The organism is Bacteroides sp. PHL 2737, from assembly GCF_004115325.2.
Lineage (GTDB): Bacteria > Bacteroidota > Bacteroidia > Bacteroidales > Bacteroidaceae > Bacteroides > Bacteroides hominis.
Window position 1 is genome coordinate 2,708,282 of record NZ_CP040630.1, and the last position, 18,814, is coordinate 2,727,095.

An 18,814-nucleotide genomic window follows, 5' to 3' on the forward strand; every position below is an offset into this window, starting at 1 on the left:
AACATGCGAAGCAGGTACTTTCATCTTATTAAATAAGTGTAGAAGAATGAAGCGTTTGATATTGTTTATATGGTTATGTCCGATGGTCCTGATAGCCCGTGCCCAATGGACTGCGAAGGATTCATTGAATCTGCAACGCATCTTGAACGGCCAAGAGGATATCAAGCTGAATATGGATGCTGTGAAACAGATTGATTTCAACAGTTTGCCGGGTGCTCCCAAAATGTCGAAGGAGAAGCCCGGTCTGAAATTGGACGAGACGCTTCCACAAGTGCTTGATAGAAAGAAAATTGTGTTGACTCTCCGGCCTTATACGGCCAATACCAAATATAACTGGGACCCTATTTACCAAAAAAAGATACAGGTGGATGCCGATACGTGGCGAGGAGATCCGTTTGTCGAGTTTTATGAGACCGTTCCTTCCAACTGGGCTAAGAATGTATACGATAAAGGTATCCGCAGTTCATACGAGGAAATCCGTTCCAGTGGGTTGCGGCATAATTTGTTTGGCGAACGTGCCAATGGCAGGATGGTGACTACGCAGAGCATGGTGCATACCTCTGCCATGAAGCTTGGCAAAAGTGGAGTAACTGTGAGTGGAGGCACTATCGGAGGTCTTGACCTGATGACTATTTTCACAAAAGATTTCTGGGACAAAAAAGGACGTGAACGGAGGGCGCGTACACTGGAAGTTCTGAAAGCGTATGGTGATTCGACAACGGTGTTGCTTCCTGAACCGATTATACATTGAATTTGTTAAAAGATAAATAGGGGGATTCTTGCCTTCTTTTTTCAAAAACGATATGACTATGAACAGAATTTCTTCTCTTTTCGGTATTCAGTATCCCATTATTCAGGGCGGTATGGTGTGGTGTAGTGGCTGGAGGCTTGCTTCGGCTGTCAGTAATGCGGGTGGTTTGGGGTTGATAGGCTCCGGCTCGATGTATCCCGATATTTTGCGCGAACATATTCGTAAATGCCGTGCAGTCACAGACAGACCTTTTGGGGTAAATATTCCTTTGATGTATCCCCAGATAGAGGAGATCATGAATATCATTGTGGAAGAAGGGGTTAAAATCGTATTTACCTCTGCCGGAAACCCGAAGACATGGACTGGCTGGCTGAAAGAGCGTGACATCACGGTGGCACATGTCGTTTCTTCTTCTAAGTTTGCCATGAAATGCGAAGAGGCGGGAGTCGATGCCGTGGTAGCTGAGGGTTTTGAAGCCGGCGGGCATAATGGCCGGGAGGAGACAACGACGCTTTGTCTGATTCCTGCAGTACGTGAAGCCACTACTTTACCTTTGATTGCGGCCGGAGGGATTGGTACCGGTGAGGCCATCTTCGCCACGATGGCGTTAGGGGCCGAAGGAGTTCAGATAGGTACTCGTTTTGCTTTGACGGATGAAAGTTCGGCAAGTGATATTTTCAAGGAATATTGTTTGCGGTTGAACGAAGGCGATACCAAATTATTGCTGAAGAAACTGGCACCCACCCGTCTTGTGACCAATTCGTTCCGTGATAAGGTGGAAGTGGCTGAGGCGCGGGGAGCTTCTGCCGAAGAACTTCGTGAACTTTTGGGCAGAGGACGCGCCAAGAAAGGCATCTTCGAAGGTGATCTGGAAGAAGGAGAGCTTGAGATAGGGCAGGTGGCTGCTCTGTTCCGCCGCAGGCAAAGTGTGGACGAGGTAATGAAAGAATTGTTGGAGGGATACCGCAGAGCTTCGGACAAGGTATCTTCTTTTTTGTTATAAACGGATCATTCCACCACAGGGTAACACAGAGTCTTACGGAGTTCTTCTTTTTATGATTCTGCTTCGTGAAACTCTGTGTTACTCCGTGGTATTACTTGTTATTCTAAATTCAATTGCTCGTATTTAAGCCCGAATACCTCAGCTATTGCTTTATATACCACTTTCCCTTCTACCACATTTAATCCCAAAGCCAGTGCCGGATCTTCTTTGCATGCCTGTTTCCACCCCTTTCCTGCCAGTGCTGTTACATAAGGCAGAGTGGCATTGGTCAGTGCCAATGTAGAAGTGTAAGGCACTGCTCCCGGAATATTGGCTACGGCATAATGTACGATTCCATCAACCACATACGTCGGCTCACTATGGGTAGTGGGGTGCGAAGTTTCGAAACATCCTCCCTGGTCGATAGCTACATCCACTAATACTGTACCCGGTTGCATCATCTTCAGCATACTGCGGGTGATCAGGTGCGGAGCCTTGTCTCCCGGAATCAAGACCGAGCCTATTACAAGGTCTACGTCCGGCAACTCTTTCTTCAGCCTCAGTTCCGAAGCATATAAGGTTTTTACATTTTTGGGCAGTGTTTCACTCAAATAACGAAGACGGGCCAGGTTGATATCCGCAATTGTGACATCTGCTCCCAGGCCGGCTGCCATCTGGGCTGCATTGCTGCCTACGATGCCTCCGCCGAGAATTAATACTTTGGCAGGCTTCACACCCGGTACACCTCCCAGCAGAATACCTTTTCCACCTTGCGGCTTTTCCAGGAAACGGGCGCCTTCCTGTATAGCCATGCGTCCGGCTACCTCACTCATAGGAATCAATAAGGGTAAAGAATGGTCAGCTTTTTCTACCGTTTCGTAAGCAAGGCAAATCGAGCCGTTTTCTATCATGGCAAGAGTCAGTTCTTTATCGGAGGCAAAATGGAAGTAAGTGAACAGCAACTGTCCCTTGCGGATCAGCTTGTATTCCGGTGCGATAGGTTCTTTCACTTTCACTATCATCTGGGCTGCGGCATACGTCTCTTCCATAGTGGGCAGGATCTGCGCTCCTGCGGCTATATATGCCTCGTCCGGAAAACCACTGTTCTCTCCTGCGGTGTGCTGTATGTATACAGTATGTCCGCGTTTCACTAATTCGGCAACTCCCGAGGGCGTCATGCCCACCCGGTTCTCGTTGTTCTTAATCTCCTTAGGTACTCCGATAATCATAACGTTACTCTATTAAGGGTTAAACATGGCACAATGTAAGAAAATTCTGCTTATGTTGTTATCCTTATACGGATGTTTTACAGCAGAGTGATAGTAGAGGTGCAGGCACGGCTCTTTCATTTAACAACCGCCTTCCTCCCTTGTCCCCCCCCCGCAAAACCTTCCATTCGCACACAGCGATGCGGAAGCAGTGCTTCGTTGTTTCTTTTTTAAGAAAGAATCCGGCTGGCTATTACCGGAGAAGTGTAGTAGATTAACCATTGTCATACAACTCTTTATCCCAGCCCGCATACCCGGGCTGATGAGCCCGCATACCTGGGCTGATGAGCCCGCATACCCGGGCCGATGAGCCCGCATGCCGGGGCTGAGATAAGGATCCGACCATTTGCACTAAAGAGAGTAAGGGAAATGAAATGCTTTTAGAGAGATGAACGGATAAGAAATTGGATATATCCATTTGTTTTCCAAATAGTTACTACTAAAATGCCCCCTAAAACAGCGGGTGGAAGATGGAAGATGGGGGTGGAAGATAAATGGCATAAAAACCGCATCTTCCACCAATCTATACATCTTACAATCAACGATATGCATTCTAAAAGGTGGAAGATGGAAGATCGAAACGTATTTTTTGTATGAGAGGAAGGCGCGGTATGAAAGAGCCGTGGCAGGCAGGAATAAAATCCATCTTTCTGTTTTCTGATATGGCAGGAATAATGTATTTTTGCAAAGATTCCATTTTTAAGCAAACTACATGAAACAGTATATAGTTGCTCTGATGCTTGCCTGCAGCATTCAGGGACATTCACAAGATGTGAAGCAGGCTGCTTTTGTTCCTCCATTTGACTTTACACTGACTCTGAGCGGTAATTTCGGAGAAATTCGTGCCAATCATTTTCATGGCGGTCTTGACTTTAAGACTCAGGGAGTTGTCGGTAAACCGGTGCGCGCGCTGGCCGACGGATACATCTCACGTATTCGTGTCACCAATGGTTCGGGACATGTACTCGATGTAGTATATAATAACGGTTATACAACTATTAACCGGCACTTGAGCGGATTTATGCCGGACATTGCCCGAAGAGTGAAGAAGCTTCAATACGAAAAAGAAGATTGGGAAGTAGAGATTGTTCCCGAACCGGGGGAATATCCGGTAAAGGCGGGACAACAGATAGCCTGGAGCGGTAATACGGGTTATTCGTTCGGACCGCACCTGCATCTGGACTTGCTGGAAACCGCTACCGGTGAATCTGTCGATCCGATGCCTTTTTTCAAATCAAAAATAAAAGATACCACTGCTCCCCGGGCTGAGGGCGTTATGTTGTTTCCACAGCCGGGAACCGGAATCGTGCAAGGCAGTTCGGAGCGGCAAACCTTCCAACCCAATGGGACGCGTCCCATCGAGGCATGGGGAGTGATCGGATCGGGTATCAAGGCTTATGATTACATGGACGGTGTTCACAATCGTTACGGTGTGCATACCGTTGTGCTCAAGGTAGATGGAACGGAAGTGTTTCGCAGTGTGGTCGATCGCTTTGCTCCGGATGAGAACCGGATGATAAACTCCTGGACCTACGGGCAATATATGAAATCATTTATTGATCCGGGCAATACGCTGCGTATGCTCCGGGCTTCGAATGATAACCGTGGATTGGTGACCATCAATGAAGAACGGGATTACAAGTTCGAATATGAATTGAAAGACGCTTTTGGCAACACTTCCCGTTATCACTTTACGGTGCGTGGAAAAAAACAGCCGATAAAGCCGTCTGAACATCGGGAGAAGTACTTCTTTGCCTGGGACAAAACGAACTTTTTGCAAGAACCCGGTTTGACCCTTACCGTCCCCCGGGGGATGTTATACGACAATGTGGCTCTCAATTATGAAGTACGTTCCGACAGCGGGGCAATTGCTTACACCTATCAGCTCAATGATGAGAAAGTGCCGTTGCACGGTGGCTGTGAGTTACGTATCGGGCTTCGTCATCAGCCGGTTGCCGATACAACGAAATATTACGTGGCTCGTGTTACTCCCAAAGGTGGTATGTATAGTGCCGGAGGAACTTACGAGGGTGGATTTATGAAAACCCGTATCCGTGAATTGGGCACTTATACGGTAGGAGTAGATACAGTGCCTCCCGAAATTATTCCGGTGGGTAAGAATGTCTGGGGACGTAATGGGAAAATTGTTTATCGGCTGAAGGACAAAGAAACCGGCATCCGGTCTTATCGTGGCACGATTGATGGAAAATTCGCTCTGTTCGGACGTCCTAACCTGACAAAATCGTATTGGGAGTGTAAACTCGATCTTGAATATGTAAAGAAAGGTGGACGCCATACGGTAGAGATGACCGCTACGGACGATTGCGGGAACGAGACAACGGTTCGTGAAACCTTCGTCTGGTAGCTTTCAAAACCAAATAACCGGAGATTATCCGGGTAAAACAGAATAAGATATTATATTAATAATTTATTATATGAAAAGAATCTTTCTCTTTGCCGCTCTCTTGACTGCGGCAGTGGCGGAAACCTTCGCCTGTACTAACTTAATTGTCGGTAAGAATGCTTCTACCGACGGTTCGACCATTGTTTCCTATTCGGCTGACTCGTACGGACTCTTTGGCGAGTTATATCATTATCCCGCAGCTACCTATCCCAAGGGTACGATGATGGATATCCATGAATGGGATACCGGAAAATATCTGGGACAGATTGAGCAGGCGCGTCAGACTTATAATGTGATCGGCAATATGAACGAGTTTCAGGTAACCATTGGTGAAACTACCTTTGGCGGCCGTCCTGAATTGGTAGATACACTGGGCATTATCGATTACGGAAGTTTGATTTACGTAGGACTGCAACGTTCGCGCACTGCCCGTGAAGCCATTAAGGTGATGACTGAGCTGGTTCAGGAATATGGATATTATAGCAGTGGTGAGTCATTTACCATTGCCGATCCTAATGAAATATGGATTATGGAAATGATAGGGAAAGGGCCCGGCATACGGGGAGCCGTCTGGGTAGCTGTTCGTGTGCCCGATGACTGCATCTCGGCACATGCCAACCAGTCTCGTATCCATCAGTTTGATATGAATGACAAGGCAAACTGTATGTACTCCAACGATGTCATTTCCTTTGCCCGTGAAAAAGGATATTTCAACGGAGTGAATAAAGATTTCAGTTTTGCCGATGCTTATGCGCCGCTTGATTTCGGTGCCCGCCGTTTTTGCGAGGCCCGTGTATGGAGCTATTTCAATATGTTTACCGATCAGGGTGAGGCTTATCTGCCTTATATCCAGGGAAAGACCAACGAACCGATGCCTTTGTTCGTGAAACCGAAACGCAAACTTTCAGTTCAGGACGTAAAGAATGCCATGCGTGACCATTATGAAGGAACTGCTCTTGATATCAGCAATGACTTTGGTGCCGGACCTTATAAAACACCTTATCGCCTCTCTCCGCTGACTTTTAAAGTGGGCGATCAGGAATACTTCAACGAACGTCCTATTTCTACACAGCAGAGTGGGTTCGTTTTTGTGGCCCAGATGCGTGCCAATCTGCCTGATGCAGTAGGCGGTGTACTCTGGTTCGGTACGGATGATGCCAACATGACCGTTTTCACTCCCGTATATTGCTGTACTACCAAAGTTCCGGTATGCTATACCCGTGTGGATGGTGCCGATTACATCACTTTCTCATGGAATTCTGCTTTCTGGATTTTCAACTGGGTGGCTAATATGGTATATCCCCGTTACGATTTGATGATCGGTGATGTACGTTCCACACAGAATGAACTTGAAACCACCTTCAACGAGGCGCAGGAGGGGATTGAGTCTGCTGCCGTTAAACTGTACGAGAAAAATCCGGAAGCAGCTGTGGCGCTTCTGACCAATTATACCAACATGACGGCGCAAAGCACTTTCGACACCTGGAAACGTCTGGGAGAATTTATCATTGTGAAGTATAATGACGGTGTCATCCGCAAGATGAAGGACGGTAAGTTCGAGCGCAACGCTATCGGCCAACCCGCCGGTGTGGTACGTCCGGGCTATTCAAAAGAATTCCTTGAGGAATATGTGAAGCAAACCGGCGAACGTTATAAAGTGACTGAATAAACGCTTCCGGAGAGTTTTCTCGCTAAAAGATAGGAATTTCAAACTTATTCTTTTACATTTGTATTTTGAATAGAATAATTATTAATCTCTAAAAATAGATATAACCATGGGGAATGAAGAACTAATCAAACAGGTGACTGAGAAAGCCGAGAAGTGGCTGACCCCGGCGTATGATGCCGAAACTCAGGCTGAAGTGAAACGCATGCTGGAGAACGAAGATAAGACAGAATTGATTGAAGCCTTTTACAAAGACCTTGAATTTGGTACGGGCGGACTCCGTGGTATCATGGGAGTAGGTACCAACCGTATGAATATTTATACTGTTGGAGCCGCAACTCAGGGACTTTCTAACTATCTGAACGCAAACTTTAAGAATCTGAAACAGATTTCTGTTGTGGTAGGATACGATTGCCGTAACAATAGTTCTCTGTTCGCTAAGATTTCTGCGGATATTTTCTCTGCCAATGGCATTAAAGTATATCTGTTCGAGGAGATGCGTCCTACTCCGGAGATGTCTTTTGCCATCCGTCACCTTGGTTGCCAGAGCGGTATCATTCTGACTGCTTCACACAACCCGAAAGAATATAACGGTTATAAAGCTTACTGGGATGATGGTGCACAGGTACTGGCTCCGCACGATAAAGGTATTATCGACGAAGTGAACAAGATTGCTTCTGCTGCCGACATTAAGTTCCAGGGTAATCCGGAGCTGATTCAGATTATCGGGGAAGATGTCGATAAAATATATCTGGATATGGTGAAAACCGTTTCTATCGATCCTGAAGCTATTGCTCGTCATAAAGATATGAAGATTGTCTACACTCCGATTCATGGTACGGGTATGATGCTGATTCCCCGTGCACTGAAGATGTGGGGATTTGAAAATGTATACACTGTTCCCGAGCAGATGATTAAGGATGGTAACTTTCCGACGGTTGTTTCTCCCAATCCGGAGAATGCGGAAGCCCTGACAATGGCTCTCAATCTGGCTAAAGAAATCGATGCCGACCTTGTAATGGCTTCCGATCCGGATGCCGACCGTGTAGGTATCGCTTGCAAGGACGATAAGGGTGAATGGGTATTGATCAACGGTAACCAGACTTGCCTGATGTATCTGTATTATATCATCACTCAATACAATAAACTGGGTAAGATGACCGGTAATGAATTCTGTGTGAAGACCATTGTTACTACCGAACTGATCAAGAAGATTGCCGACAAAAATCAAATTGAGATGCTCGACTGTTATACCGGCTTTAAATGGATCGCCCGTGAAATTCGTTTACGTGAGGGTAAGAAGAAATACATCGGTGGTGGTGAAGAGAGCTACGGTTTTCTGGCCGAAGACTTTGTTCGTGACAAAGATGCTGTTTCTGCTTGCTGCCTGATTGCCGAAGTGGCTGCTTGGGCTAAAGACAATGGAAAGACTCTGTATCAGTTGCTGATGGACATTTACGTTGAATATGGATTCTCTAAAGAATTTACTGTAAACGTAGTGAAACCGGGTAAGAGCGGTGCCGAAGAGATTAAAGCCATGATGGAAAACTTCCGTGCTAATCCTCCGAAAGAGTTGGGTGGCTCGAAAGTGATTCTGTCAAAAGACTATAAAACTCTGAAGCAGACAGATGCAGAAGGTCATGTAAGTGACATCGATATGCCGGAACCATCGAATGTGCTGCAATATTTCACCGCAGATGGTGGTAAAGTGTCTGTTCGTCCGTCAGGAACGGAACCGAAGATCAAATTCTACATCGAAGTGAAAGGCCAGATGGGATGCCGCAACTGCTTTGCCACTGCCGATGCAGAAGCTACTGAAAAAGTGGAAGCTGTGAAGAAATCGTTGGGTATTTAAGGAACTTCTTTAAGCACTCTTTTAACAGATACTTTGGGTAATATAAATGTGTCCATAGTATTATAGTATTATCGAAATGCCCTGTCCTGAATTGGATGGGGCATTTCTTTTGGGATTATTCTTTTAAAGGGGCTGTGTCAAAACTCTTTTTACCACAGATTACACAGATTATCACAGAATAAGAATGTTGATAATCAATAACTTAAAAATTGCTCTATGTTACTCTGTGTCCTCTGTGGTGAGTTTCGACACACCCTCACAACACTAAAAGATCCGGGCAGACGGAGAACTAGGTGAAACTCACGTCTGTATTTCCCGGATGTATGGTTTTTAGTTAATGCCCAGATTTTTTTTTGCGATAGCTCTTTGCCCTGTGCTTAACTTGTTTCCGTATGCCGCATAGATATACTTTCCGATGGGACTGCTGGCATGTTTTATAATCTGTTCCATCAATAGCCCGGTAAAGCTTTCTTTTATTTCATGGACACTTTTTCCGGAGAAGTCGTGTTCCCTGAACTGATCGATGGCAAGAAGAAATTGCATCATCTCTGTGTTGAGTGCGGTCCCTTCCACTTGGACTACGTCTCCTATTTGCGTGCTGATTTTTCCCGCTTCGACAACGATAGGGAGAGTAACAGGAAAGCGGTCACTGTCATTTTCCTGAATAAATAGTTCCCTGACTTGGGGAGAATTGATTTTTCCCTCAAATGCAAACCGACAGTCAATCACTTGTGTACTGTCATATCGGGTTGTGCTGTGGATAGCATCCTGCAAATAGATTGTTCTGCCTTCCATTTGAGGGTTGGTTACTATGCCGCTGACATAATAGCTACCGTTCTGTCGGGCATGGTTGCATGCTGCCAGAAAGATGGTTCCCAGTATGATTCCTCCTGCTGTTATTCTTTTCATCTTGGTTGTGATGTTCGTTAAGTAAAAAATCACCCCATACATACCCGAAGGTAGGACGGGGTGATTTTTTCGTAATATCTGGACTTATTTAAAATCTAAATCCTAATTTCAAATTGGGTTGTGCAAACAAGTTTATGTTATGATGTCCCACTTTGTAAGTGGCTACCCCTTTCGGACAAATCTGAATCATGTCGTAGCGATAGGCTACCGGTTGCAGTTCAAATCCGAAAACCAGTCCTTTACCCAGGCTGTATTCGATGCCGGCTACCGCTGCCGCACGTAATCCGAATATTTGTCCGGTTTTGGTCGAAGGGATATATACTTGTAAAGGCAGTGTTTCTGCGTCATTCAAATCGTCATCGTCAGTTATTGCATCACCGTCGCTTACAGTTTCACCCGTGTTGGGAGACATCGTTTCGATTCGTCCCATTTGCCAGCCTATAAGGCCACCCACATAAAGATTGATACGTTCGTTTTTCGTATTGAAATAATAGTTTGAACCAATGTTTACCATCCAGTTGTTTTTCACCCGTCCTTCTACATATTTGGAAGCGGGGATTTGCATATCGGACACACTATTGTCGCCTTCAATGAAATCCTTTTTCGGGGTGACTCCAATGTTCATGCTGAACATCAGATTAACGTCCCAACGATTGGTCAGGAAATATTTTCCCTGCAAACCGATGATGTTGACCAAGCTATTATTATTCCAACTTCCCAGATTCAGATACATGCCCGGATCTTCAGACTTGTTGCCTGTATCATCGCCCAAGCCAATGCCCGGCGCGTTTCCGGTTCCGTTCCAGTATTTCGGTAACAAGTATTCCATACCATCGGCGAATTGCTGTGAATTGCCTAATGCGACGGATATCTGCCAGTTACCTTTTTCCGGGGCAAACGACGCATCGTCACTGCTGCTGCGTTGTTGCGCCATAAGTGGCGCAACAGTACATGCAGTCAGAAGGATTATGCATAGTTTTTTAATCATACTTTTTTCCTTTAGTTTTTATTTATTCGGCTGAAGTGTCTCCGGTCAGTGTTTTGATAAGCTGATCTTTCATCTCTTTTGCCTTGTTGAATAATACCGTCAATGCTTCGATTTCAAAAGTTTTGGCATCGATTTGAGCTTCTTTAAGTTTGATGGCTGTTGCTTGTTCTTGTTCGTAGCTACCGTCCTGTAGTGCTTTCAGCAAAGCATCGTACATATTCAGTTCAGCTTTTGCCTTTGCCAGAGTACCGCTCTTTACAGTGATGTTGCCACTTTCGTCGTCAACTTCAGAAGGTGCACCTTCGATTTTGGCTATTTCGTTCTTCAGGTATTTAATTGCATCCTCATAAGTGGACAATGGCTGATTATTATCACCAGTCTGAGGCAAAGCCTTTTTCATTGTACCTAAGATGCAATTCAAACCGGCTTTCTGCACTTCCAGACTTGCTTTCTCCGCATCGTACTTCTCTGTAATCTGGTTCAGGGTAATTTGTGCTGTTGCCAGTTTTGTATCTGTTGCGGCGATTGCTTTATCATTGTCGGTACCCATAGCCATTAATTTTGAGTTCAGGTCGGCCCATACAGATACATTGTTGATTTCATCTGTTAAAGCATCGTACTCCTTCTTTGCTCCAAATGTTTTGTCTGCCAGCCCGTTCTGGGTTAGGGCGATTCCGTCAAGATCGAATGTAAACTCTCCTTCTCCGGTGTGTTCGGCTAATGCTTTATTGTAAGCCGCCAACCATTCTGCGTAAACTGCTGTAGTTTGGCGTTCGTTACTGTAGCCGGCGGCTTTGGCTGCTTTGACGAAATCGGCAGCGAGGCCACCTTCAGCTTTAAACAAATCCTCCACACCGAATACGGCATCATAACTTGTTGTTCCGTTGTTCTCAATGATAAGTGCCTTCCATGCGTCCAGTTTGGCTGCATCTTTAGTAATGTCTGTTTCTTCTTTCAGCTTTAGTCCGTCCAAAGCGGTTCTGGCGGTGAGATAAGTTTTGTATTGAGCAATAAATTTGTCTAAAGCAGCTTTTTCTTTAGCTGCATCTCCGGCGGCACTTTCATAATCTTTCTGGTAAGTCTGATAATCTGCGATGATCAAGCTGCGTGCGTCGTGTCCCTCCTGACTGAGATACTTGCCTGCATCTACTGCCTTATAAAAAGCTTCAGATGCTTTTGCCCATGTACCCTCTACTTTGGTCAGCTCTGCTTGGAACGCATCATAGTCAACTTTAGCTTGTGCCTGTGCCAGTTTTGCCTGTGCCTGTTCTTCGCTGGTCTTTACTTTGTCGGTTAATAAAGTAGTGATAGCTTCTAATATGTTTCTTTTCTCCTGCATGGTTTTAGAGAAGCGGAACCCATCAGGAAAATAGTATTTTCCGGTTGCGGGATCTATCTTTATTGCTGGCCTAAAGGAATTGGCAAGGTCATTGTTGTCCAAAGTTTGTTTTTCCAGAATCATTCTGGCAAATCCATCCTGGATGGCAGCAGGAATATCGAAAGTGAATTCACCTTTTGCTTCTTTTGCTTTCTGCACTTCAGCTACCTGTTGTACGGCTGCCTGATAATCGGCGTCACTTACTTTTGATAAGTCGATAGCATTGATTTTATTGTCAAGATCCGTTTTCTTATCATTAAGTTCTTTGTATTTGGCTTCAAACTGATCCAATGGAATTTCTGCGACAACCTTCAGCTGTGCCAGGTTTTCTTCGATACCTTTTACTTCACCTTTCTGAATGGCAATCTGGTTGGTAACGCCGGCAATCAGTGCTTCCGGATCATAGCTGAATTCTAATAAAGATTTCTGTCTCATCAGGTCAGCCAGTTCTTCCTGAGCATCGCTTAATGTACCGGAGAGTTCGATCAGGCCTTTTACGGTAGTCTCTTCTCCATCTTCTACACTGATTTTCCCCGATTCTTCATTGTAGGTGATCTTTTTAGGAGTATATGCAAAACTTTGCGTGTATAGCAGTTCGTTCAATTTGGTAGCATAGGCATTATCCTTGTAACCAAGTAAAGCCACTTCGATATCGATCATTGCCTTTTCATAAGCGGCCTGTGCTTGTGCAGTCTGAATTTGTAGCTCAAGCATTTTAGCTTTGAATAACTCTGCGCTTTTCTCGGCTTTTTGTTGCCAATAGGCTTTCATCGCTTCTGTTTTGGCTGCTTGAACTTCTGTTTTAAGCTTTTCCTGGGCTACTTTTTCTTCCAGGTAAGCGGCTTTGGCATTGACGATAGCAATTTGTGCCTCTTTGTAAGCCGCTTCAGCAGTTTGTACAGCTGCTTTTGCTTTAATCAATTCTGCTTTCGCTCCGCGAAGTTCTGTGATGCTTGCCGGTTCATCATTATCGATACATCCGGTAAACGTTGTAGTTGCTCCTCCCACTAAGAGTGCAGCTACGAGATAAGTCCATTTTCTCATACCTCTGTTTTTTTAGCGTTAATAAAAATGTTATGTAAGTAAATCAATGTATTCTCTTGCCTATTGCGGCTTTTCCTCTATCTGTGTAATACCTCTATCTACCGTTACTTTATAGGTAACGGGATCGAAGTCCGCTTTTCGATAAGAAGCGTCTTTGAGAGGAGTTTTTAACATTAAATTCCGGTTATATGTAGCATAAAGCATATAGGAGATGGATCATCTCGTTGGGGATTAAAAACGGGATGAGCGAATTGTGCGCATTCATGATACTAATGTAATGTACACCAAAGACTATAGTCGTCTTTTTCTTTTATAAAGGATGATTCAATGACTTATTTTAATAAATAATCGTATTTTATTTGTTTTATTGTGAAAAATGATTTATGTTTGTAGCGCACTTATAGAAGAGTTACCTATAAAGTAATGGCTCAGATAATCAAAGTATTAGTCCTGTGTATGCTTCTTTCGCAAATGATATAATATGAGCATTTGTTTCATCTAATTTCTTAATGTTGAATGGTTTCAAGTAGGTTTCTGTCACTTTGATTGACGAATGTCCCATGGCTTCACTGATGATGCCCGGGTGAATTTCAAGATGGTAAGCTAAGGTAGCCCAGGTGTGTCGTGCGGTGTATGAACTCAGGTTTTTCGAAATTCCCAATAGATGCGCCAATTGTATCAACTGATAGTTAAATGCACGTAAAGCATATTGGTATTCCTGATAATTGATATGGCTTTTTTGCTTTTTGCTCAGAATAGGAAACAAGTAAGGTGAGTCAGGGTCGGTATCCATATATTCCAGAATAATCTCCATAGCTTCGGAAGGAACGGTTACTGTAAGTTGGCGTCCTGTTTTGTGCCGGTGGTAAGTGAGGATATTTCCTTTTAAGTCTCTCTTTTGCAGATAGGCCAAGTCGACAAAGGGAAGTCCGCGTAATAAGAACATAAGTACAAACATCTTGTGGGCACGGCAAATGGCTTCTGGATGCTGTGCAGTGTGGTTCATTTGCAGTAAAAGCCCCATTTCTTCTGCTTTGAGAGATCTTTTCACATCGGCTTGGGTTCCAGTATATACAGGTTTGAACAAGCGGGGAGAGTAGGGGGCCAGTTGGCGGTCCACTGCCCGGTTGTAGACAGCGCGTAAGGCTCGCATATAGGTGGAGACGGTATTCCAGCTATTTCCTCTCAGGCGGAGATAATGTTCAAATCGTTTTAGTAATGCAGGTGTCATCTGACGAAACAGGATGTTCTTGCTGCCTGTGAAAGCTCCGAATGCATTCAGGCTGGCTTGATAAATATGGGCAGTTCCGAGAAAATTACCTGCTTTTTGTTCGCTGATAATGCTATCCATAAATCGGATAAAATTTTGTTCTTTCATAATACATTTTGTTTTGATGGAGCTGTGTCAAAACTCTTTTCACCACAGATTATACAGATTATTATAGAATAATAATGTTGATAATCAGTGACTTGGTGTTTGTTCAGTGTTACTCTGTATCCTCTGTGGTGAGTTTCGATACACCCTCCGGGTTCCTAGTTTTTCTTTTCCCAAGATATTAATTTTCTTTTGATTAATCATTAACTATTGGTTTACGTAATTAATTGTTTGGTTCCAAATGATTAACTTTAACACATCATTAAAACAAACATTCTGTTAGTATGCTATCTATAAGATAAACAGTTGATTTAAACTTGATAATTGCTTGAAACGAACTCTTTGAATGATAGGCAGATTGATGGAATATCTGTTTGAACTTACCAAATTGATAGCTTCACATTTTTTAGTATTTTGTCTTCTTCGTCTTCTTTTGCTTTCTTTATGGAGCAGAGGCTAATCATTCTTGGCAATATATTGTTCTTACTGCAACATCTAAACTTAAAAACGTATGAAAGATCTTGTGTCCGGCATCCGTTATGATGCCTCTAATGTGATTAGTCAGGCTATAGGGCCAAGTAAAGAATTTTGCATGGGATATTTGAATCCCGGAGTTGCAAGTGGTGAAGGATATATTTCGACAATGAAATTGTCAGTCGGTACAGTCGACGTGAAAGACCTTGATGCAATAACTGAAAAGATTGTAGCAAAGGACCGCTGTGAGAAAAACGACGCATATCTCGGACAAGTCAATCTAATGAAGGCTTCTTCATTTTGTGGACAAAATGGAGCTATCTGGGGATTTGACCTGGCAATGCACGATGACATTGCCAAAAGAAAGGAGATGCCTATCTATATGCAGGCACAGCCTGAAGGGGTAGACGTTCCTGTTTATAATATCCGTCCGTTGCTGGAGGCAACCGAACGTTTGTTCGGCCGTGCCAAAGAGCGTCGTTTTCCCATACTCCCCGGAGCTTATGTGCCGGGAGGAAGCCGAAAGGTTGTAGCATGCGGTCCCACATGGGTGTGGTCTGTGATCGGACTGGCTATTTTGAAAAACCGTAGTAAAGGAGCCTGCCTGTTTGTGAAAGACGCCGGAACTTACGGGGATGATTCGACAACGGAAGGCGAAGCAATTGGTTTTTTGGAAGGGATACTCCGGAAAGCCACCAACAGCATTGTACTTTGCGGACAGGATCAGGATGTAATTTACGACCGTATTTATATTGGTTATAAATATACGTTTGTAGAACCCGATCAGGTTGGTTGTGCTTTGTCGTGCACTCCTGCTGTCTATTTGGCCCAGAATGCTGTCCCTGCCGATATGAAACCGGCTGATCTTTGCCAGATGACCATCAGTGACTGGGAAGAGAAGTTAGGGCTGGAAGAGCTGACTATTTTTGAATAGAATTTTAACTGTAAAACACAGGCTACGAATAGGTACACAGGTTTATGATGCTGAGAACGGATTTCTTTTCTATCCGTTTCTGGTTGTTCGTTTATGGTGGGTGTACCTTTCGTAGCTTGTCTTTTTTCACTGTTGTGCTATCCACCAGTCAATCATCTTACGTGCCAGACTTAGCTTCCGCGGAAGTTCCGGCAGATTATTTTTTGTATAGAAATTCCCGGAACTGAGTTCGTCATCCTGCAAGCGAATGCTGCCCCCGGCATAATCGGCAATAAAACCTACCATGAGTCCGCTCGGATAGGGCCAGGGCTGATTTCCAAAATACTGAATGTTCTTCACATCCAGTCCGGTTTCTTCTTTAACTTCCCTTTCCACACATTCCTCCAAGGTTTCTCCGGTTTCAAGGAAGCCGGCCACCAAGCTATTGAATGTACCTTTAAAGTTGCGGGCATGTACCAGTAACAAAGAATCTTCTTTGCGTACCAATACCAGAATTGCCGTTGAAATGGCGGGATAGACTTCTTTACCGCAATCCGGACACTTTTTCATAATAGGCTCTTTCTGTACCAGTGGAGTTCCACATGTGGGGCAAAAGCGGTTGCTACGGTCCCAGTACAGGATTTCGTGAGCTTTACCTGCTGCTTGGTAGTGTTCGAGCGGCAGGTAATCATAAGAAGCGCGCAACCCCATTTGTACATATTCCGGTGTTTCTGTGATCGGAGAATCTATGTAGAAACTTTTGCCGGATATGCCATCGGGCGTAGTTAGGGTGTGTACGGTTGTTCCTTCCGGTATGGCGATGGGGGCGCTTTCTCCTGAAGGGATGGAGAAAGCGTTGTTTGTCTTTTCCACTAATAACTGATCTTGGTAGAAGATGAACCACCGGTTGTTTTTTGTATGTGTCATTTTGGATAATTCTTTTTTAACCGGTGCAAAATTATAAAAAGATACTCTCTTTCATGCCGGTCTCCTTTATAAAATATTCATCATGTGATACCAGCAGTACACTACCCGTATAATTCCGGATGGTGGCGGTGATGATTTCGATGCTGTGTATGTCCAGATTATTGGTGGGTTCATCCAGGATAAAGAGGTCAGGGGTGTTATTGCTGATCATCAGGCAACAGAAAGCGAGCCGCATTTTTTCACCTCCACTAAGCTGTTTGCAAGGTTTGTCCCAACTTGCCACCGGGAAGAGAAAGCGATTCAATATGATCTTTATTTCGTGTTCCGGCAGGTTCCGGAGGTTGAATGACTCTGCTTGCTGGAGCACTGTCAGCTGATTGCAGATGATGGAATATTCCTGATTGAGATAGATGTAACTGAACGCGGTGCGCTCCAGTGTGCCCGAAGCAGGCAATAGTTCTCCGGTGACCAGTTTTAATAAGGTAGTTTTACCACTCCCGTTGTCTCCTTCGATACGTATCCGGTCACCGCTTTTCAGTTGGAAACTTAGGGGAGCCTTCCATAAAAACGAAATTTCATAAGTGAAGTTTATATCACGGGCAGTCAGTAATATTTTTCCCGGATGTAAAGCAGAAGCATTGAAATCGGTTTTAAGCAGTGACACTTCGCCCAACCTGTTGCGTATCTGACTTCGTTCGGCGACAAGTTTTTCCGATTTGTCCCGGTGGATGTCCGCCAGTTTGGTGGTACTTTTTTCTGCCCGGTCTTTCAGGGTATTGATGGCCATACGGGAAATGCCTTTTTGAGGAGCCGCTTTTTCGCTCCGTACATTCTGCTTGTCTTTCCGCTCGGCAACCTCACGTGCAAGCTTCCGTACTTGCCGGAGTTCTTTCTCCTTTTCATTCAGTTGTTGTTGCAAAGCACTTAGCAGAAGCTCTTTCTGCTGTTTGTAGAATTCATAGTTTCCTCCGTAAAACACAAGTGCGCTACGGCTCAGTTCGCAGGTTTCGGGAAGCAGATTGAGCAGAGTGCGGTCGTGGCTGACTACAATCAGCGTAGAACGGCATTTCTTCACCCATTCATACAGTTTGTTGCGTCCTTGGCTGTCGAGGTGATTGGTAGGTTCATCCATCAATATCACGGAAGTTTCCTGCAGTTCGATGCCTGCCAGGAATACGCGTGTCTTTTCTCCACCACTCAGTGTATGCATGGGCTGGTCAAGAGACATTGTTCCGAGCCCCCATTCATTGAGAGCTGCTGTGGCTTTTTCTTCGATGTTCCAGTCGTCATCGAGGATATTGAAGTTGACGATGGAAGTATCTCCATCCAAAATGGCATGGAGGGCTTTTCGTTTTCCGTCTATCCCGAGGGCTTCGGCAATGCTCATTTTATCATATTGTCCGAAGTGCTGGGGCACATAATAAAGAGCGAATGGACGGAGTACTGTTCCCGAACACGGTTGCAGTTGTCCGGATATGATTTGCAGCAATGTTGACTTGCCACAACCATTATTGCCGATCAGAGCCAATTGCTGTCCTTTGCTGACAGAGAAACTGAGATTTTGGAAAAGAACTTCCTTATCGGGATGGATATAGGTGATTTGTTGTACTTGGATACACATACTTGTCTATTGGTTTGAAAGTAAATACTTGCTGTTGATGATAGCGGGTAGGGGAGAGACAAACACAATAGGGGTTAAACAACACGGATTCGTGATGCTTAACAATACATGAAAAGAAGCATATGTGAAAAGTGATGTTTACCGGAAAGTGTTGTCTTACTTAGATATTCTCATGGGTATACATATGAAATTAGACTGCAAAGATAGAAGATATTCCGGCAATTACAAAAGAGAGAGGGGAAAAATCTGAAACTTTTCC

At 44.5% G+C, this 18,814-nt stretch carries 13 protein-coding genes; 6 read left to right on the forward strand and 7 right to left on the reverse strand.

Going from position 1 to position 18,814, the window contains the following annotated elements:
* Nucleotides 1–46 precede the first annotated feature (46 nt).
* On the forward strand, nucleotides 47–751 hold the full coding sequence (locus DBK98_RS11055; protein ID WP_005776237.1) for a DUF4858 domain-containing protein: 705 nt from the start codon (nucleotides 47–49) through the stop codon (nucleotides 749–751).
* Between the two features lie 58 nt (nucleotides 752–809).
* Nucleotides 810–1,754 carry a nitronate monooxygenase family protein gene (locus DBK98_RS11060; protein WP_005776238.1) on the forward strand — a complete coding sequence of 315 codons (945 nt, stop codon included), beginning with the start codon at nucleotides 810–812 and terminating at the stop codon, nucleotides 1,752–1,754.
* Nucleotides 1,755–1,852: 98 nt separating this feature from the next.
* On the opposite strand, the gene ald is transcribed toward DBK98_RS11060, so the two are convergent.
* Nucleotides 1,853–2,962 (reverse strand): alanine dehydrogenase, encoded by a 1,110-nt coding sequence (gene ald, locus DBK98_RS11065; protein ID WP_032535982.1) that lies wholly within the window; start codon nucleotides 2,960–2,962, stop codon nucleotides 1,853–1,855.
* Between the two features lie 751 nt (nucleotides 2,963–3,713).
* Between ald and DBK98_RS11070 the strand changes: the two genes are divergently transcribed.
* From DBK98_RS11070 to DBK98_RS11080, 3 genes are all read left to right on the forward strand, one after another.
* Complete coding sequence (locus tag DBK98_RS11070) at nucleotides 3,714–5,366, forward strand: M23 family metallopeptidase (RefSeq protein WP_032536888.1); 1,653 nt, start codon at nucleotides 3,714–3,716, stop codon at nucleotides 5,364–5,366.
* Between the two features lie 70 nt (nucleotides 5,367–5,436).
* Complete coding sequence (locus DBK98_RS11075) at nucleotides 5,437–7,074, forward strand: C69 family dipeptidase (RefSeq protein ID WP_032530190.1); 1,638 nt, start codon at nucleotides 5,437–5,439, stop codon at nucleotides 7,072–7,074.
* Between the two features lie 106 nt (nucleotides 7,075–7,180).
* The gene (locus DBK98_RS11080) at nucleotides 7,181–8,926 is read left to right on the forward strand and encodes a phospho-sugar mutase (protein WP_022012117.1); all 1,746 of its coding nucleotides are present in this window, start codon (nucleotides 7,181–7,183) and stop codon (nucleotides 8,924–8,926) included.
* Between the two features lie 330 nt (nucleotides 8,927–9,256).
* Here the strand turns inward: DBK98_RS11080 and DBK98_RS11085 are convergent, their stop codons facing one another.
* The 4 genes from DBK98_RS11085 to DBK98_RS11100 form a co-directional block, all read right to left on the reverse strand.
* Complete coding sequence (locus tag DBK98_RS11085) at nucleotides 9,257–9,835, reverse strand: DUF4369 domain-containing protein (RefSeq protein WP_032536892.1); 579 nt, start codon at nucleotides 9,833–9,835, stop codon at nucleotides 9,257–9,259.
* 88 nt (nucleotides 9,836–9,923) lie between these two features.
* Nucleotides 9,924–10,823 carry a BT1926 family outer membrane beta-barrel protein gene (locus DBK98_RS11090; protein ID WP_005809477.1) on the reverse strand — a complete coding sequence of 300 codons (900 nt, stop codon included), beginning with the start codon at nucleotides 10,821–10,823 and terminating at the stop codon, nucleotides 9,924–9,926.
* 22 nt (nucleotides 10,824–10,845) lie between these two features.
* Nucleotides 10,846–13,245: a hypothetical protein gene (locus DBK98_RS11095; RefSeq protein ID WP_032536887.1), complete on the reverse strand. Its 2,400-nt coding sequence runs from the start codon at nucleotides 13,243–13,245 to the stop codon at nucleotides 10,846–10,848.
* 436 nt (nucleotides 13,246–13,681) lie between these two features.
* Complete coding sequence (locus DBK98_RS11100; protein WP_032536886.1) at nucleotides 13,682–14,623, reverse strand: site-specific integrase; 942 nt, start codon at nucleotides 14,621–14,623, stop codon at nucleotides 13,682–13,684.
* 508 nt (nucleotides 14,624–15,131) lie between these two features.
* Between DBK98_RS11100 and DBK98_RS11105 the strand changes: the two genes are divergently transcribed.
* A complete protein-coding gene (locus tag DBK98_RS11105; RefSeq protein WP_005809470.1) occupies nucleotides 15,132–16,028 on the forward strand; it encodes a histidine decarboxylase, pyruvoyl type in 897 nt (298 codons plus the stop codon).
* 126 nt (nucleotides 16,029–16,154) lie between these two features.
* Here the strand turns inward: DBK98_RS11105 and nudC are convergent, their stop codons facing one another.
* Both nudC and DBK98_RS11115 read right to left on the reverse strand, forming a co-directional pair.
* Nucleotides 16,155–16,934 carry an NAD(+) diphosphatase gene (nudC, locus tag DBK98_RS11110; protein ID WP_032536885.1) on the reverse strand — a complete coding sequence of 260 codons (780 nt, stop codon included), beginning with the start codon at nucleotides 16,932–16,934 and terminating at the stop codon, nucleotides 16,155–16,157.
* 31 nt (nucleotides 16,935–16,965) lie between these two features.
* Nucleotides 16,966–18,555, reverse strand: coding sequence for an ABC-F family ATP-binding cassette domain-containing protein (locus DBK98_RS11115; RefSeq protein ID WP_032536884.1), 1,590 nt, complete (start codon nucleotides 18,553–18,555; stop codon nucleotides 16,966–16,968).
* Nucleotides 18,556–18,814 lie beyond the last annotated feature (259 nt).

Coding starts and splice junctions, on each gene's coding strand:
- DBK98_RS11055 (WP_005776237.1), top strand. CDS start 47: ATGAAGCGTTTGATATTGTTTATATGGTTATGTCCGATGGTCCTGATA.
- DBK98_RS11060 (WP_005776238.1), top strand. CDS start 810: ATGAACAGAATTTCTTCTCTTTTCGGTATTCAGTATCCCATTATTCAG.
- ald (WP_032535982.1), bottom strand. CDS start 2,962: ATGATTATCGGAGTACCTAAGGAGATTAAGAACAACGAGAACCGGGTG.
- DBK98_RS11070 (WP_032536888.1), top strand. CDS start 3,714: ATGAAACAGTATATAGTTGCTCTGATGCTTGCCTGCAGCATTCAGGGA.
- DBK98_RS11075 (WP_032530190.1), top strand. CDS start 5,437: ATGAAAAGAATCTTTCTCTTTGCCGCTCTCTTGACTGCGGCAGTGGCG.
- DBK98_RS11080 (WP_022012117.1), top strand. CDS start 7,181: ATGGGGAATGAAGAACTAATCAAACAGGTGACTGAGAAAGCCGAGAAG.
- DBK98_RS11085 (WP_032536892.1), bottom strand. CDS start 9,835: ATGAAAAGAATAACAGCAGGAGGAATCATACTGGGAACCATCTTTCTG.
- DBK98_RS11090 (WP_005809477.1), bottom strand. CDS start 10,823: ATGATTAAAAAACTATGCATAATCCTTCTGACTGCATGTACTGTTGCG.
- DBK98_RS11095 (WP_032536887.1), bottom strand. CDS start 13,245: ATGAGAAAATGGACTTATCTCGTAGCTGCACTCTTAGTGGGAGGAGCA.
- DBK98_RS11100 (WP_032536886.1), bottom strand. CDS start 14,623: ATGAAAGAACAAAATTTTATCCGATTTATGGATAGCATTATCAGCGAA.
- DBK98_RS11105 (WP_005809470.1), top strand. CDS start 15,132: ATGAAAGATCTTGTGTCCGGCATCCGTTATGATGCCTCTAATGTGATT.
- nudC (WP_032536885.1), bottom strand. CDS start 16,934: ATGACACATACAAAAAACAACCGGTGGTTCATCTTCTACCAAGATCAG.
- DBK98_RS11115 (WP_032536884.1), bottom strand. CDS start 18,555: ATGTGTATCCAAGTACAACAAATCACCTATATCCATCCCGATAAGGAA.